The organism is Bacillus sp. HMF5848, from assembly GCF_003944835.1.
In the GTDB taxonomy this organism is placed as follows: domain Bacteria; phylum Bacillota; class Bacilli; order Bacillales; family HMF5848; genus HMF5848.
This window is the reverse complement of sequence record NZ_RWIV01000001.1, coordinates 1,639,204-1,655,830: the sequence shown is the minus strand read 5'-3', so window position 1 is coordinate 1,655,830 and position 16,627 is coordinate 1,639,204. Positions and strand designations below refer to the sequence as shown.

General features: G+C 36.1%; 15 protein-coding genes. 1 reads left to right on the top strand and 14 read right to left on the bottom strand.

Annotated elements, in window-relative coordinates:
• Positions 1-99: 99 nt before the first annotated feature.
• From EJF36_RS07835 to EJF36_RS07800, 9 genes are all read right to left on the bottom strand, one after another.
• Positions 100-732: a lytic transglycosylase domain-containing protein gene (locus EJF36_RS07835; RefSeq protein WP_125905780.1), complete on the bottom strand. Its 633-nt coding sequence runs from the start codon at positions 730-732 to the stop codon at positions 100-102.
• 108 nt (positions 733-840) lie between these two features.
• Positions 841-3,036 (bottom strand): UvrD-helicase domain-containing protein, encoded by a 2,196-nt coding sequence (locus EJF36_RS07830; RefSeq protein WP_125905779.1) that lies wholly within the window; start codon positions 3,034-3,036, stop codon positions 841-843.
• Between the two features lie 1,103 nt (positions 3,037-4,139).
• Positions 4,140-4,940: a pyrroline-5-carboxylate reductase gene (gene proC / locus EJF36_RS07825; RefSeq protein WP_125905778.1), complete on the bottom strand. Its 801-nt coding sequence runs from the start codon at positions 4,938-4,940 to the stop codon at positions 4,140-4,142.
• Positions 4,941-5,017: 77 nt separating this feature from the next.
• The gene (locus tag EJF36_RS07820) at positions 5,018-5,623 is read right to left on the bottom strand and encodes a hypothetical protein (RefSeq protein WP_125905777.1); all 606 of its coding nucleotides are present in this window, start codon (positions 5,621-5,623) and stop codon (positions 5,018-5,020) included.
• A 3-nt stretch (positions 5,624-5,626) separates the two neighbouring features.
• Positions 5,627-6,463, bottom strand: a complete 837-nt coding sequence (locus EJF36_RS07815; RefSeq protein ID WP_125905776.1) for a GNAT family N-acetyltransferase — start codon at positions 6,461-6,463, stop codon at positions 5,627-5,629.
• Positions 6,464-6,931: 468 nt separating this feature from the next.
• Positions 6,932-7,093 (bottom strand): hypothetical protein, encoded by a 162-nt coding sequence (locus tag EJF36_RS21470; protein ID WP_185806854.1) that lies wholly within the window; start codon positions 7,091-7,093, stop codon positions 6,932-6,934.
• Positions 7,094-7,151: 58 nt separating this feature from the next.
• A complete protein-coding gene (locus EJF36_RS07810; RefSeq protein WP_125905775.1) occupies positions 7,152-7,601 on the bottom strand; it encodes a GNAT family N-acetyltransferase in 450 nt (149 codons plus the stop codon).
• A gap of 136 nt (positions 7,602-7,737) precedes the next feature.
• Entirely contained in the window at positions 7,738-9,849 is a 2,112-nt protein-coding gene (locus EJF36_RS07805; RefSeq protein ID WP_125905774.1) for a heavy metal translocating P-type ATPase, read from the bottom strand.
• Positions 9,830-10,213, bottom strand: coding sequence for an ArsR/SmtB family transcription factor (locus EJF36_RS07800; RefSeq protein WP_125905773.1), 384 nt, complete (start codon positions 10,211-10,213; stop codon positions 9,830-9,832). The genes EJF36_RS07805 and EJF36_RS07800 overlap by 20 nt, the downstream gene beginning before the upstream one ends.
• A 208-nt stretch (positions 10,214-10,421) precedes the next feature.
• On the opposite strand from EJF36_RS07800, the gene EJF36_RS07795 reads away from it, so the two are divergent.
• Positions 10,422-11,423, top strand: a complete 1,002-nt coding sequence (locus EJF36_RS07795) for an LLM class flavin-dependent oxidoreductase (protein WP_125905772.1) — start codon at positions 10,422-10,424, stop codon at positions 11,421-11,423.
• Positions 11,424-11,523: 100 nt separating this feature from the next.
• Here the strand turns inward: EJF36_RS07795 and EJF36_RS07790 are convergent, their stop codons facing one another.
• The 5 genes from EJF36_RS07790 to EJF36_RS07770 all read right to left on the bottom strand — a co-directional run bounded on the left by EJF36_RS07790 (position 11,524) and on the right by EJF36_RS07770 (position 16,515).
• Positions 11,524-12,147, bottom strand: coding sequence for a hypothetical protein (locus tag EJF36_RS07790; RefSeq protein ID WP_125905771.1), 624 nt, complete (start codon positions 12,145-12,147; stop codon positions 11,524-11,526).
• Between the two features lie 98 nt (positions 12,148-12,245).
• Entirely contained in the window at positions 12,246-13,343 is a 1,098-nt protein-coding gene (locus tag EJF36_RS07785; protein ID WP_125905770.1) for a CapA family protein, read from the bottom strand.
• A 107-nt stretch (positions 13,344-13,450) separates the two neighbouring features.
• Positions 13,451-14,269, bottom strand: coding sequence for a carbohydrate ABC transporter permease (locus EJF36_RS07780; protein ID WP_125905769.1), 819 nt, complete (start codon positions 14,267-14,269; stop codon positions 13,451-13,453).
• Positions 14,266-15,120, bottom strand: a complete 855-nt coding sequence (locus EJF36_RS07775; RefSeq protein WP_125905768.1) for a carbohydrate ABC transporter permease — start codon at positions 15,118-15,120, stop codon at positions 14,266-14,268. Before EJF36_RS07775 ends, EJF36_RS07780 begins: the two co-directional genes overlap by 4 nt.
• Before the next feature lie 99 nt (positions 15,121-15,219).
• Positions 15,220-16,515, bottom strand: a complete 1,296-nt coding sequence (locus EJF36_RS07770) for an ABC transporter substrate-binding protein (RefSeq protein ID WP_125905767.1) — start codon at positions 16,513-16,515, stop codon at positions 15,220-15,222.
• Positions 16,516-16,627: the final 112 nt, after the last annotated feature.

Below are 16,627 nucleotides of genomic sequence, written 5' to 3'. Positions count from 1 at the left end.
GGCACAAAACTTTTTTTACGTATAGATTACTTTGAGAAAAAGAAACAAGCGAGCATGTATACTCGCTTGTCCTTTTTTTGCTTATACTCTATATATTATTTATTTTATAGAGTTTACTGGAATTGGTTTTGCGGTTTTATAAGCTACTTGTATCGTTTCTCTATTAAATTTGTGATAGTGCTTTAGCGCAACACGACTATAGCTAGTTTCATAAGTGCCTGTCCGTTCATAGTAGTTCTTAGCACCCGTTGGACCACGGTTATAAGCTGTTAATACATAGTGAATATCGCTACTCTTCTTTTTTAAGTAAGACAAATAGTACATGCCCATTTGTAAGTTCTTACTTATATCGAAAGCTACATCCTTATCATATTGAAAACCTAGCTTTTCAGCTAGTATTATAGCTGTTGCTTCATTAATTTGCATAAGCCCACGATCTTTTGTTCCATTGTTATTGACGTTAATAAGGTTGCTCTCAAAATTACTTTCGAGCTGAATGACTGCTTTCACTAAGTTTTCATCTAGCTTATATTTTCTCGCATATTTATTGATTAACGAATCTAGATTTTCACTAGCATATGCTAATCTATCAAATTGCTTTTCTGTAACATAAATATCCCTATAATTGTTCATTGCTGTAGGTATTGACTCTGATTTTGGGATAAGAACAGAAACGACACTCGCTATGAGCAAACTAACACTAAAAACCATAGCGGTAACGTACTTCATCATATTTCCCCTCCATTTAATTTATAACACAAAAACACTCGCTAAAACTTAGCGAGTGCCTTTTGACCTAATTTAGTATAAAGTATATGAGGCGAAAGTGCAAATTTTTCACTAGATTTTTTTAGTACCTTGTATCATATCCTGTTCACATAAGGGACATATTTTGCTTTTTTCCTTATTATCGAATTTGTTTATTCGAACCCATGCATGACATGTGTTACTTGTACAAACCCAAGCGAATACATCAGTTAATTCACTCTTTATCTCTTGACTATCTTTTACACCTTGAAATGCTTCTTTAAAAAAACGGGAGACCGAGACCTTCTCACCTCGATAATAATTCGGTGAACTAATATAAAGCTCGTCCTTAGCTCTTGTAACCGCAACATATGCGAGACGCCGTTCTTCTTCAAGTGAATTTGAATCCGCTACACTATCTAATTTACCACAATCCAGGGACGAACTATGTGGCAGCATTTTTTCTGATGCTCCAATTATAAAAACAACGGGAAATTCTAATCCTTTAGAACGATGTATTGTCATCAAAGAAACGGCATTTAACGTAGAGGATTGCTTCATTTCATCGCGCAGAGTAATCATGTCGAGTATGAATGTTAAAAATCCATCAATAGTATCAAATCTTTTAGATGAGGATTCAAGCTCATCTAACATTTCTCTTAACGTTTCTTTATGAATTGTTGCTTGGTGCTTCTCATCTGTTTCTATATATTTATCATAAAAGCTACTGCGAATTAATTTAATGGCATCAAGCGGCGTTTTATTTTGTAAATCTTTAATGAATCGAATACGTTCTTCTAGAGCTTTTTTCTGAAAATCTCGCAAATCGCTTAAATGTTTTAAATGGATCAACGGGTATTTCTTCCTTTGCTCATTTTCACGCATTCTGATAAATTGTATACCTTTTTCCTTATTTATATACAATGTAGGAAGTACACCGGTTATAGCATCAAAATCTCTAGGCACAAGAGATAGTCTTAGATGGTCTATTATTGGCCTTATAGCCCAATGCTCATAAAATATTTGCTCCCCAAGCCCGTAATGAATAAAAGGAACCTTCTCCACTGCTAGCTGTTCAAAAACTGCTCGACTGTTACTAGCCGCTCGATGGAGAATAGCGATGTCTGCATAACGATACTTGCCACTTAATACCTTCTCTTTAATCGTTTCTACAACGACACTTGCTTCCTCGTCAGTAGTCGAAAGCGAAATATACTGCGGTGCGAAAGAGCTCATTTTTACAGCACACAAAGTTTTCACTAAACGCTTTTTATTATGACGAATTATTTCATTACCGAGTCCCACTATACTATTTGATGAACGATAGTTAGTTGTTAAGGCAATACGTTTCGCATCATGATGCTGTTTTTCAAAGTTTAATATAATGTTCTGATTTGCCCCATTAAACGTGTAGATTGTTTGATCATCATCCCCAACAACAAAGAAATTCTGATGTTTCTCTATGAGTAGTTGTATAAGTTCGTATTGAAGTGTATTCGTATCTTGAAACTCATCCACCATTACATATTGAAACCTTTGCTGCAAAGCCTCTAATAATAATTGATCATGGTTCAATAAATCATAGGATAATACTAAAATATCATCAAAATCCATTTTATTTTCTGCTAATTTCCATTTTTCGTAGGTGTGTAGTATCTCTTTTATTTCCTTCTCTTGTTTTGATTTATCTGGTAAATTATCAATATTCAACATGTTCATTTTATAATGCGACAAAAGTGATAACAGTACTTCGGGCTGATAATCATCACTTAGTCCTTTTTCTCTTAAAATTTTCTTTAAGATAATATGTTTATGTCTATCGTTACTCAATATATCTTGCGTATACCCTTTTTTACGTAAAACGAATAAAAAAAACGAATGAAATGTACTAGCTTGAATTAAAGATGCTGTCCGCTTAGACACATTAGGTAAATTACCGATTCTCTCCTTAATTTCATCCGCTGCTTTTTTTGTAAACGTCACTAACAGAAGCTGCTCAGGTAATACTGATTTCTCCGTAAGTAAATAGCCTGCACGGCATACAAGAACCGTAGTTTTTCCAGTTCCTGCACCAGCCAGTGTTAAGAAAGGACCTTCTACATGACGCACTGCAATAATTTGTTCCTTGTTTAATCGTATACCCTCTTTTTCAAGCATACGAAAGTACCTACTATCTTCATCAGTTTGCTGAACTAATAAAGAGGTAGTTTCTAGGTTTGCAAAATGGGCTGATGGAATGTCACAGCCTGAAACACCAAAAGGTTTATTGAAAAAACGATTTCTTTTCATCTTATCACCATGTTTTCTTAAAAAAGTCACGAACTTTATTTTAACAGAAATACAGCGATTCCAACAGTATAGGAAATAGTTGCTATCCTTTGTTTCCTTTATAGTTTTGCATGAATTTCCAGTCGATTGCTATGCCGTTTTTTTAGCGAGCGAGTAATGTTTTTTCTCTACACGAAAGATATAAAAGCTTATGTAGTATGAATAAAATGAAAAATGAACACTTTTCAGCTACTTATCGTGTCAAAAATTGCGTCAATCCACAAAATTTGGTGTAAAAAAAAAGAGGGAATGACCCATTCGCGTGTCGAAACTGAACCGAGATATCTTGAAATTGTTCCGTGTCGAGTTTATGCCACTGCAGAAAATCGAAACTAAAAAAAAGATGCCTAGAATTATGTTACATAGGCATCTTTTGTATTATTTTATGTTTATTTATTACTACGTTTATCGGTTTGCTTCTTTTTTCTTTTTGTTCCGAAAAGGTAGGCCTTTCTTTTGTTGCATAGACAATTCACGCTCTAAATCAAGAATAGTTTTCCATGTATATTCATAATTGTTAATCATTATCTGTCACGCTCCTTATTATTATTCTTCACAACTTTATCTTAAAGGATACGTGACATAATAACATCAGAGCTTCGAATGATTATATATACTATTTAAGGTTTAGTGTGTCATACATCTTAAGACTGATACAATAAATAACGAACCAAGCATTTGCCTGGTTCGTTACGGACGGTTTTAACTTGTTTTTCTTGCCGCGGTAGATTTCAAAATCATGAACTTAAACGACGCAAGCCCTACCTCTCTTGCATCCTCACGGCTCCGAAGCCGATCCAGTGTGAATAAGTGTTTCTATAAATCATGAAACGCCATTCATAAAATCAGAAAAGCGTATGGTGGTCACCGTCATAGACAACGCTTTGACTTTTTTCGTACCTAGACCTAGATTACCCTAAGTCTAACACTCTTACTTTCCATTATTCAAAAAGCATATCAGTACGCTCTAATTAATTTTATTTAAAATATAAAAAACAAGCTATTTTTTGAGCAACGTTTTTAATTATACATTGGTTAGCCATTTTTGTCAAATACTGTTTACACTACTTTACACTTGCTTTCTTAGTACACCTATCCATTGCCATATGAATGGCATGACGAAATCCTACTTCTTCAAGTGCTGCTATCGCTTCGATTGTTGCACCACCTGGCGTACAAACCTCATCCTTAAGTTGAGCTGGATGCTTGTCCGATTGTAACACCATTTTAGCTGCACCTAGAACAGCCTGCGCTGCTAGTCTATATGCTTGATCTCTTGGAATACCTTGACGAACGCCTCCATCAGCTAACGCTTCAATCATTATATATACGTAGGCAGGAGATGAGCCGCTTATGGCAGGAATAGCATCCATCAAGGACTCCTCTACGAGTTCAACATGACCAAAACTATTAAAAAGAGCTAAAACTGACTCTACCTCTTCATCAGAAACTTCCTTATTAATACACAACGCTGTCATACCTTCCCCAACTAGCGATGGTGTATTTGGCATAGAACGGATGACTTTTATCGGTTTATTAAAAAACTCTTCCACATCTTTAATAGTAACACCTGCTGCAATGGTTACTAACACAGTATCATGACGTGTGTGCCGCATTATTTCATGAATAACATCTGCATATTGATATGGCTTAACAGCAAGAAAGACAATAGAGCATCTATCAATAACCTCACAGTTATTAAGCGTAACATTAATACCTAATGCCTCACTAGCTCCCTGCAATGTAGATTCACTTACTGCACTTGCGTAAATATCTTCCTTTGGGACTAAACCTGATTGTAGCATTCCACGAATCATCGCAATTGCCATATTACCACAACCTATAAATCCAACTTGCTTTTTCAAACTGTCACTTCCTCGTTGTCTGTATTCATTCATACAGCATAACAAATCTGACAGCATTTTGACAAAGATAGTTAGCTTTATTCAAGTCTATTTCTTGTGTAAATATAGAGTAGTGCTCCCAATAATGGTAATAAGCAAGATAGGATACCCCAAGATTTTCTTCCAGTTTGTTGATATATAATATAACCCGATGTAAATGAAAGAACAAAAAAATCAATCGTCATAATATGAACAAATTGCGAATTCATAAATACTTCAATGTAAGCACTTATACTACCATTCAAACTATAAAAAACTGTTGTACTTACAACAATAACGAGTAACACGGCAACTACTCGTGTCGATAAAACTCCCCTTAATACCCAGGCTGGTGTTCTATTTTTTATCTGTTGCTTTTCATTTCGAAGAAACAAATATGGTAGTATCGAAAAGGCACCAAGAAAGAAGCTCGCTATGACGAATGGCCAAGCTGGTACAGCATTTCTATCCTCGTGCAGTAACAATAGTACTAAGGTAACTGGCCAAATACCTAAATACATAAACATAAGAAGTACTAAGGGCTCATCAGCCTGTATTTGCATCAGTTTAAGAAAAACAGGATCACGTTCAATAGAAAGTCCAGGAGATAAAAAAGTACTATATAAGACAAAAGAGAGCCAAACAACAAATGCTACTATTCTCAAAACCTACTCTCCTTTTTTAAACAAGTAATAGTCTTGGGTTTCAACTATCTTGAAGCCGCATTCTTCATATAGCTTTAGAGCCCGAATGTTCTTTGTGGCAACCTCTAAGAATAAATCGTTCCCTAACGATGCCTCTTGCCAAATTATTGATGACAATGCACTGCGTCCAACACCTTTACGTTGGTACTCAGGTAAAACTGATATCCCATATATCCATGTTTCACCATTGAGACGTTGTGTTCTCAACTTTCCAACAGCTGTTTCGTTGAATTCAATAATGTAACGGTTTGATGTTTGATCAGCTGCAACTGATATATTATATTTAGTAGCATCTTCATAAGTATAATGAAAGCACACTACATCTAATTGCGTTTCAAGAGGTAAATCAAAATCATCAGCTTTTCGAAGTGACACTTGATTTGAAATGGTTAGATTAGTAGGAGTCCACATCATTTGGTACTCACTAAAGTTATAGTCAAAGGATTGTTTAGATAAAAATAGTTTTGCAGAAGTAGATTTAGCGGGAGCATTCAATAATATTGTCGTTGCGTTTCTTTCCTGACAGCTTCCAATTGTAATATTTAAGAGCTCTGAAAATATACCACGACCACGAAAAGCAGGATGAACCATACCACAAAGTTCAACTTTTTGTCCGAACCAATATACTCCCAAAAAGGCGATAAGCATGTCATCCTTATACACAACCTGATGCATAGAATCATCATTTTTAACGCTTGTTGTTAGCATATCCCAGTTGAGTTTTAACGAGATAGTTTCCTCATGTTCAGATACTTGTTGCAAAGCTTGAATATCACGCAATTGAACATCTGTTAATTTCATAATAGTCCCCCCTCATATCTTCATTTTAGCAATATACTGAATTATCTGCACGTGAATATTATGTGGTATTTCTTGCAACTCATGTTATAGAAAAAACGCGCAAGTCCCCCCGGTTAAAGCCATACGGCTACTCATCTCCAACGTCTCAAACTTTACCGTTCTATGAGAGGTGTATAGGATCGTCGACAGTAAAGCGCGACATCCTGTTATGTTGTCCACACTAGGCAGTGTCCGCATGAGATGAGATACGTTAAGTAAGAAAACACGTAACAAATTATCGCTGCAATGTTGTCTTATCTTCGCAGAACGCGCTGCATCATGCGAAGATTACGCTTTTCTACAAACATCGAAGAAGTATATTCATGGAAAACTCGATGGCTATGGAGCACAGTAATATTCTAGGTTTAGAATTGTACACTATTACATAAACAGGTAACCCTCATCCTTCGAAAGATGAGGGTTACCTGTTTATGTTGTTCTTCCAGTAGCTCCTGGTGCCTTATCAGTATCATTTTGATTATTGTAATCATCCTTGCGTTTTGCTCTATTTTGTTCTTTATCCTCACCAAGATAATGAGTATCCACTCTCTTCTGAGCTTCACGAAACTTATTAAAATTTGTGTTTACCATGCTTGTGTCTCCTTACACTTATATTTCACTGTTATAGTATGTCCTGGACATTGCATGCTTATTGAAAGTAATAATAGTGAATATTTTCATCGCGTTTAAATCCAATTTTCTCATAAAAGTTCTGGGCAACTTTATTTTCAGGAGTTGTTTCAAGAATAATGCCTTTTGTATGCGAATCAACTGCAAATTTTTTAGCTTCCATCAATAGAGCCCGTGCGACTCCTCTTTGTCTTTCATCTTCCTCAACGTATAAATCATTTAAAACCCATAGCTTTTCAAGACTAACTGAAGAAAATGACGGATACATCTGAATAAAACCAAGTGCTTTTTCAACACCCACCACTTCATCTACAGCAATAAATACAACTGATTCATCCATTGAGAGACGATCATATAAAAACCGGATAGCAGCTTTTAATTGAGATGGCTGGTCGTAATATACACGATATTTATTAAAAAGCGGTGCAACAAACTCAACATCATTCAATGTAGCTCGTACAATTTTCATATGAAATCCCGCCCTTTTTATTTTTCTTAATATGCATTTGTTGAATTGTATGTAAAGTAAATCTTATATAGAACAATTCTAGTTTTACAAGTAAAAATCCTGCAAAAAAAGCCTGGTATTCGTAAAAATACCAAGCTTACTCATCTTTCACTCGCAACAAACGAAGGCCATTTAATGTAACAAGTAAGGTCGCACCCATATCGGCAAAGATAGCTATCCATAAAGTCAACCAACCAGGAACGACTAATAAGAGTGCAAGCAATTTAATTCCAATAGCAAACACTATATTTTGCTTAATGATTTGTAAAGCTTTACGACTTAAAGAAATGGTAAATGGAAGCTTATTTAAATCATCTGCCATTAATGCGATATCTGCCGTTTCTAGTGCTGTATCTGTCCCTGCACCACCCATAGCTACCCCTACAGTGGCTGCGGCTAACGCCGGAGCATCATTAACACCATCTCCTACCATGGCAACCTTGTCATCAATTAAGCGCAGCTCTTTAATCGATTGTAACTTTTGTTCTGGCATTAATTCTGCCTTTATCTCTCGGACTCCTAGTTGAGCACCTATTGATTCTGCAGTTGCTTTATTATCACCAGTTAACATAACAGTTCGCTTTATTCCTAAACGATGTAGCTTTTCAATTACTTTCTTACTACTGTCTCTCACTTCGTCAGCAATTGCAAACAAAGCAAATATTGTCGTATTGTCACCAAGTATAACAACTGTTTTACCTTGCTTTTGAAACTGTTGAATCGTTGCTAAAATGTCAGGTGAAATATCTACCTTTAACATTGTAGTAAATAATGATGGACTTCCAATATAATACGTTACCCCATCAATTGATGCTTTTACACCCTTACCTGTAATGGACATAAAGTCTTTCAACGCAACTTTTAAAAACTCAACGTTTTCAAGTTCTGCTTTTCTGAGAACTGCGGAGGCAAGTGGATGTTGTGACCCTTTCTCCAAAGCAGCTGCTATACGAAGAATATCAACTTTCTGTTTATCATTACAAAGAATTAAATCAGATACCTCTGGTACACCTTTTGTAAGTGTGCCTGTTTTGTCAAATGCGATCGTAGAAAGTCTTCCAGCTTCCTCTAAATAAATACCACCTTTAATTAACACTCCATGTTTTGCTGCATTTCCAATTGCAGTTACGATTGAAACTGGTGTTGACACTACCAGTGCGCATGGGCATCCTACTACAAGCACAGCTAACCCACGATAAATCCATTCACTCCAACTTCCATTAAAAAATAGGGGAGGAATTACTATTAACCCGAAAGATATTAACATAATAATTGGTGTATAATACTTTGCGAATCGATCAACAAAAGCTTGTGAAGGCGCTCGCTCTGCCTGTGCTTCTTCTACTAAATGAATAATTTTTGAGATGGTTGTATCCTCGACTCGCTTCGTGACCTCGACTTCAAGTAACCCTTCCGTATTTAAAGTGCCAGCAAACACTTCATCACGTACAGTTTTTGAAACCGGAATAGATTCGCCAGTAATGGCTGCTTGATTGACTGTAGAATATCCCTTTACAACTTCTCCATCCATAGCAATTTTTTGCCCAGGCTTTACTATAATAATGTCACCAATTTCGATATCTTCAACAGCAATGGATGTCTCTATTCCATTACGACGGACAACTGCTTCATTCGGTGCAACATCCATTAAAGAACGAATGGACTGTCGAGCTTTATCCATAGAATATGCCTCAAGGGCTTCACTAATAGCAAAGAGGATGACAACAACAGCCCCCTCACCCCATTCTCCAATAGCAGCAGCACCAAGTATAGCGACTGTCATAAGTGTACTCATATCAAACTGTAAGCGAGAGAGATTCTTAATACCTTTAAAAAACAATTTGTATCCACCAATTATGATAGTGCTTGCAAATAAGGTAGTTTGTAACATACCATCTGTTAGTATTCCAATGCACAACAATATAATCGCGATCATTACTCTAATGTTTTCATGTTTTTCCCAAAACCGTTGTTTATTTTCTTCTAAACGTTGTTTTTCACTACGGAGTTTTAGGTTTTCGAATGCCCCTGCTTTTTCCAACTGTTCAATTGTTACATCACCTGTAACAGACAATTTAGCAGCTGCAAAATTAACTTGAGCATCGACAACTCCCGGTATCTCCTTTACATTCCGCTCAAACTGAGCAGCACAGCTTGCTCATGAAAACCCTTGAACTCGAAACGTAACTTTATTTGTTTGTTCCATCATCAATCAACTCCCTTCGATGCGTCGAGACTACGTCAATGAGTTGTTTGACATGGTCATCGTCTAAAGAGTAAAAGGCCAGTTTTCCATCCTTTCTATACTTCGCTAGCCCATAACTTTTAAGAGTCCGAAGATGATGCGAAGCAGTTGCTACAGATGTTCCAATAATGTTAGCTATGTCGCATACACATAGCTCCTCAGTATAACTAAGAGCTATAACAATTTTAGTGCGATTTTCATCTGCTAATACTTTGAATATCTTAGCAATACCAAGCGCATCTTCTTGTTCTAGTATGTGCTGAACATGTTTTACTTTTACTTCGTCATAGCAATAAATTTCACAGCTGTCTGAAGAATACGTACTCATATCTCTTACACCTCACCATACAATCAAACAACAATTTGAATGTTATACACATAATTTTATCCTATACATAGCTATCATTCAAATACTTATTTGATTATATATGCTGTTTTTTTATTTTTGTCATTGTTTATACTTATTTTCTCAACATAAAATTCATGTTGATTTATAGCAATTTATGACATAATACATATAGAGAGGAGCTGCGGTTATGTCCCTTACATTAAGTGTATTAGATCAATCCCCTATTGCTGAAGGTTCTTCTCCTGAAGATGCTTTAAAAGAAACCATTGAGCTCGCTCAGAGAGTAGAAGCACTAGGGTATCATCGTTTTTGGGTGTCAGAGCATCATGACACAAACAGTCTAGCTGGTTCATCACCAGAAATATTAGTTGCGTATCTAGCTGCTAAAACTACATCCATTCGACTTGGCTCTGGAGGAGTGATGCTACCACATTATAGTGCATACAAAGTGGCGGAGAATTTCAAGGTTCTTGAAGCTTTAGCACCAAATCGAATTGACTTAGGAATTGGTCGCGCCCCAGGTGGGATGCCAAGAGCAACAATTGCTTTACATGATGGGAAAACTCGCGATATTAAACGATATCCGAAGCAAGTTGAAGAATTATTACAGTATTTATATGATTCCATACCAGAAAACGATCCGTTATACGGCTTAAAGGCTACGCCACTTATAACAACAACTCCCGATGTATGGCTGCTTGGTTCCAGTGAATCTACCGCCTCATTAGCAGCATCAAAGGGATTGCCCTACTCATTCGCACAATTTATAAATGGTGAAAATGGACCAAACTATATGCAATTGTATCGTGATAATTTTACACCTTCACAATATTTAACAAAGCCAAAAAGTATGATATCTGTGTTTGTAATTTGTGCCACAACAGATAAAAAAGCTGAAGAGATTGCAAGTAGTCTAGACTTAGCACTTGTAATGCTAGAGCAAGGCATGCCTATGAATGGTTTTCCTAATCCAACAAAAGCATCACAATATCCTTTTGCATCTTTTGAAAAAAAACGGGTACTTGAGAATAGAAAACGCCTCGTTGTAGGATCTCCAGCAAAGGTGAAAGACACATTACTTCAACTAAGTGAAGTGTATGCAGTTGATGAAATTATGGTGGTTACAACTACCTTTGATTATCAAGATAAACTATCTTCCTTCGAACTATTAGCAAAAACAATGCTTTAAGTCAGAGTTACAACTAATATTCTTCCAAATGATTTATTATAAGCTCAAGCATATCTCTCCAAAATGAAACAAGCTAATCCATATGGATTAGCTTGTTTCATTACCTGTTGTTTGTGTAAAGAATAGGATCAAAAATAACACCATACTTTAAAAATGGCTCCACACTCGGAAAACCAGGGTCAACAAGCTCCAAATAAGGTTTTTTGTTTTCATGTAATGCTTCATTTGTATTTTCTAAAGGTAGTAAAGGCAATTTTGTAATGAGCGTTTCCTCCACACCATTCCGAACAAACTTTATTTCATATGATTCCCAGTTTTCCATTGCTTTTTCCGTATCAAACGTAAAAGCAACAACGAGGCTACCTTGCTTAACACTATTAAGCTTCTCATATGAAGTTACCTCGTAGAAGCTTGGTTCAAATTGCTCTACATATGTATAAAATTGTTCCTTCCAATTAGACCTATTTTCCATAAAATTAGTTATGTACGTGAACGCAATCCCGACTAACAGAACACCTGTTATTGCTAGACCAGAAGGAAGATATTTAAATAATGACACTTCCTTTGCTTTTTTAAACTTAACTTGTAAGTCGCGACCTTCAGTTTTTAAAATACGTACACCAAAGGTTACAACAAACAAAAGAATGAAAGCAAGTACAGCAGCTAAAACAGCATGAATATTAGTGAATGTAGGATAAGTCTCTTTCAGTAATTGTGACGACATACACTAAACCTCCATTTTATAAATACAACAACAGACAATCCTTACTATAGCAGGTTTTTTAAATAACTAGTATATATGTCACAATTATTTCAATATTATTACTCTGTAAACACACCTTCGTTATTCCATTGTCCTGATATCGAAATACTATTAAGGCGTTTCAGAATTGCTTGGCTCTCTTCTTCCTCCGTAATCCATACGGCACCATTTTGAATACGCATCGGAGTAAATGTCACTTCTTGTTTACCACTCTCATGTACCTTAACGTTTAAAACACCTGTTTGTCTAGCTATGTCTTGATGGCTCATTGTGAAAATAAAGTTTCCCAAACTGTATGCAATTAGCTTTCCCTTATAAAATTCAAATCCTTGTAATACGTGTGGGTGGCTTCCTATTATCATGTCTGCACCAGCATCAATCATTTGATGAGCTAACTGACGGTCTTTATCCTCTGGAACATCTGCTAACTCAATACCCCAATGCATATAAACTACTGTAAAATCTGAACCCATCGCTGCCTCTTGTATTTTTTCTAATACTATCTTATCTTGATACCCACTACTAAGTCCCGGTTTACGAGTACCAGCATACCAAGATACATCTGGTAAAACTCTACTAAAACCTACAATAGAAACGCGTTGTCCACGCACATCTATTTCCCTAGCGCTGTAAGCTTCCACCATATCCTCCCCTCCGCCTACGTATAAAATCCCTGCTTTTCTCAAGTGTTTTATTGTCTCAATGAGTCCTACTTCTCCGCAGTCAAGCGCATGATTATTTGCTACTGTAACAATATCAACTCCGGCAAACTTCATTCCTTTTAACAAATCGGGATGACTTTGATAGGAGTACTTCTTTGAGGCGGGTTCACATATGGTTGTGACAGGTGTCTCTAAATTCAGCATTGTAATATCACTATGTACAAGATGATTCTTTGCCTGTTGCCACGGATACTCATATCCTTCCTGTTGCAGAATGGCGGCTACCTTTCCCGCAGCCATTGTATCTCCAGCAAAGGAAAATGTTAATGGTTCTTTATCTCTAATTGGCTCTAATTCCTCTATTTGTTCCATGCTTTCAGGTTCTTCAGTCAACATGGTTTCGTTCTCTGGTAATACAACATTAAGCTGCTCTTTTCTATCACTACAAGCAGATAAAAGAAGACACACTATAGTTATATATATCCACTTTTCCAAACATATCCCTCCAAGAATCTCCTGTTTAACTTCCAAATTTTATGTTATCTTAATCCATTGAAAAAAACCAGCCTATAAAAGGTCTGGTTTTTTGAAGTATATCTTCATTATTTTACAGCACTACCTAACATACCGGAAATAAAGTGTCTTTGTAATGTAAGGAAGAATATAATAATCGGTAATGTTGCTAACGTAACACCTGACATTACTTGCCCATAGTCTATGCGGGATAAACCGAACAAACTAGATAAAGCAACAGGGAACGTATACATATCGGTAGTAGATGTTGCTACTAATGGCCATAAAAAGCTGTTCCATTGAAACATAAATAGAAAAATAGCGGTTGCGGCTAATGCTGGCTTCATAGATGGTAAAACAACTGTAAAGAAGATACGCCACTCGCCAGCACCGTCTATTCTACCGGCTTCAATTAACGAATCCGGAAACGCCAATAAATTTTGTCTCATAAGAAAAATAGCAAAGGGATATGCTAAATTTGGCAAAATCAGTGCTGCATAAGTGTTTAGCCAGCCGAGTGTCGCCATCATTTTAAACAACGGAATGAGCGTAGCATGATAAGGAACCATCATGGAGAGTAAAAAGATAGTAAAAATAGTTTGGCGCCCTCTAAATCTAAATTTTGCAAACGCATAAGCTGCCATTGTACAAATAAGCAAACTTAAAAAAGTATAGATACAAGCAACAAATAATGAATTGAACATGACACGCCAAATTCCAATTGATTCATTCAAATTAGTAATGTTTGTGATTAATTGAGTTCCTGGAATAAGAGTAGGTGGTTGTTGAAACATCTTTCCACTTTCATTTGTTGCTCCAATCATCGCCCAATAGAAAGGGAATAGAGAAATGATGCCTCCAATTGTTAAGATACTATATAAACCAATCTTTTTAAGTGGATTTTTCATGATTGATCACCCGTTACTTTAAATTGTAAGAAAGTTAAAATACCAATTAAAACAACAATGACATAGGCGATTGTCGATGCATATCCAAAGTCAAAATAACGGAAACCTGTTTGATATAAGTACATTCCTATTGTTAAAGTTGCATCGCTTGGGCCACCTTTTGTTAACGTAAAAGGTTCATCAAATAATTGAAGAGTACCAATCGTTGATAAAATGGCCGTAAACAAAATAACCGGCTTAAGCTGTGGAATTGTTATTGAGATAAATTGTCTTACTCTATTTGCTCCATCGATACTAGCAGCCTCATACAGTTCATGTGGTATGTTCTGCATAGCTGCCAAATAAATGACCATGTTATACCCCACCCACCGCCAAGTCATTGCCATAATTAAAGCTACCTTAGCCCAAATGGGATGTGATAGCCATGGTATTTTCTCTAATCCAAATAGAGAAACCACATGATTTACTAGCCCATCGTCCATTAGCATAATGGAAAAAATAATGGAGTACGCAACTAATGATGTAACGGCTGGTAAGAAGAAAGAAACCCTAAATAATCCTCTCATTTTTAAAATTGCTGAATTTAATAATGTAGCAACTATGATTGCTAAAGATAACATGATTGGTACTTGAATAATTAGTAAAGTAAACGTATTACCCAATGCTTTAATAAAAATTTCATCAGAAAATAGTCGTTGATAGTTTTTGACTCCATTCCAAACAAATTCCCCACCATCACTCGTTTGAAAACTCAAAATAAATGAATATATGATTGGATAAACCATAAACACGGAGAATAGTATAACTGCAGGAGCAATAAAAACATATGGAATATATGGCTTCGTTCTCATAACATGTAACTCCCTTGCTAATGACATAGAATCCGACAAAGTTTTTTAGAAAAAAAGAGATTTAGATAACCTAAATCTCTTTTTTATTTTAAGTATAAATTAATAAGAGTTTACTTTCCGTTCTGTACGATCACTCAATCTTTCCGCTGCTTCTGATAAGGCTGATTTAGGATCTTTACCATTAAAAATGTCTGCTTGCGCTTTGACTGCCTCATCCAACCCAATAGCATAGTCGTTTGTGAACGTTGCTGTAGGAATATCCTTCATTTCATCTGCAAATAGTTGCCATATCTTTTGACCGCCAAAGAACTCGACGTCCCCTTTAAATACATCGGAATCATATGCTGTGTTTAAAGATGGGAATAACCCGTATTTCTCCATAGCCATCAACTGGATATCTGTTGTAGTAGAGAAATACTCTAAGAATGCATACGCTTCATCTTTATTTTTAGTTGATGCAGGAATCATCCAGCTACTACCACCTAAGTTAGCTGCACGATTACCACCCTTTTCAAACGCTGGTAATAAAAATACACCCCAATTTCCGTTTGAATCTTTTGCTTGGTCAATAATCGTGCCATAATACCAAGCACCAAATGGAATTGTCGCAACAGATCCATCTACAGTAGCTGAAACTACACCATTCCAACCATCTGTATTTTTAATTAAATCTGCTTCGTGGAACTTTTTGATCGTTTCCATTGCTTGTATTGCTTTTGGATTGTTAAAATCAATGTTTCCATCTTGATCAAAATAGAATATACCTAATTGGTTAAGCATCATACGGAAAGTTGCATCATCTTTAAACATATCCATAGGTGCCATGTACACACCAGTTGCAGCTTTGATTTTTTTACCTGCTTCTAAGTAATCATCCCACGTTTCGATTGAATCTGGATTTACACCAGCTTGTTCAAATAAATCGCGGCGATAGAATACACCTGTTGGACCTGCATCAAACGGCATAGCAAAAAACTTACCGTCTACTGAAGTTAAATCTTTCTTAAATGATGGAAACACACCATCATGCTTATCAAAGCCCATGTCAGATAAATTTAAAAACCCCTTTGGAAATGCTTCTACATATCCGTGAATACGATCATCTTCTACTAAAACAATATCAGGTAAGCCAACGCCACCTGCTGCTAGACCAGTAGATAGCTTGTCATATACATCAAGACGACCGATATCCTCCACTTTCAATTCGACATTCGGATTTTCTTCTTTAAATTTCTCTGCTGCTTCATTTAGGGCACCAACATTTACGTTCCAAGCCCATGCTGTAAGTGTAACTGGTTCATCACTATCCTTTGAGCTAGATTCATTGTTACTACAAGCACCTAATACCGCGACCATTGCCACAACCGCTAACAAATAAAGCCACAACTTCCTCATGTCATTTCCCCCTTTTTAATAGTAAGCGTTTACATTGTGCTACAAGAAAATTTTAGTAAATTATTTCCTATTAGTCAACTGATTTATCAAACTTTTTAAACAAATTAGTAAA

What these genes read in the sequence shown, in the direction of transcription:
- EJF36_RS07800 (WP_125905773.1), bottom strand. Translation starts at nt 10,213, where the DNA reads ATGAGTACGTATTCTTCAGACAGCTGTGAAATTTATTGCTATGACGAA.
- EJF36_RS07815 (WP_125905776.1), bottom strand. Translation starts at nt 6,463, where the DNA reads ATGAAATTAACAGATGTTCAATTGCGTGATATTCAAGCTTTGCAACAA.
- EJF36_RS07810 (WP_125905775.1), bottom strand. Translation starts at nt 7,601, where the DNA reads ATGAAAATTGTACGAGCTACATTGAATGATGTTGAGTTTGTTGCACCG.
- EJF36_RS07775 (WP_125905768.1), bottom strand. Translation starts at nt 15,120, where the DNA reads ATGAGAACGAAGCCATATATTCCATATGTTTTTATTGCTCCTGCAGTT.
- EJF36_RS07795 (WP_125905772.1), top strand. Translation starts at nt 10,422, where the DNA reads ATGTCCCTTACATTAAGTGTATTAGATCAATCCCCTATTGCTGAAGGT.
- EJF36_RS21470 (WP_185806854.1), bottom strand. Translation starts at nt 7,093, where the DNA reads ATGGTAAACACAAATTTTAATAAGTTTCGTGAAGCTCAGAAGAGAGTG.
- EJF36_RS07770 (WP_125905767.1), bottom strand. Translation starts at nt 16,515, where the DNA reads ATGAGGAAGTTGTGGCTTTATTTGTTAGCGGTTGTGGCAATGGTCGCG.
- EJF36_RS07835 (WP_125905780.1), bottom strand. Translation starts at nt 732, where the DNA reads ATGATGAAGTACGTTACCGCTATGGTTTTTAGTGTTAGTTTGCTCATA.
- EJF36_RS07830 (WP_125905779.1), bottom strand. Translation starts at nt 3,036, where the DNA reads ATGAAAAGAAATCGTTTTTTCAATAAACCTTTTGGTGTTTCAGGCTGT.
- EJF36_RS07780 (WP_125905769.1), bottom strand. Translation starts at nt 14,269, where the DNA reads ATGAAAAATCCACTTAAAAAGATTGGTTTATATAGTATCTTAACAATT.
- EJF36_RS07790 (WP_125905771.1), bottom strand. Translation starts at nt 12,147, where the DNA reads ATGTCGTCACAATTACTGAAAGAGACTTATCCTACATTCACTAATATT.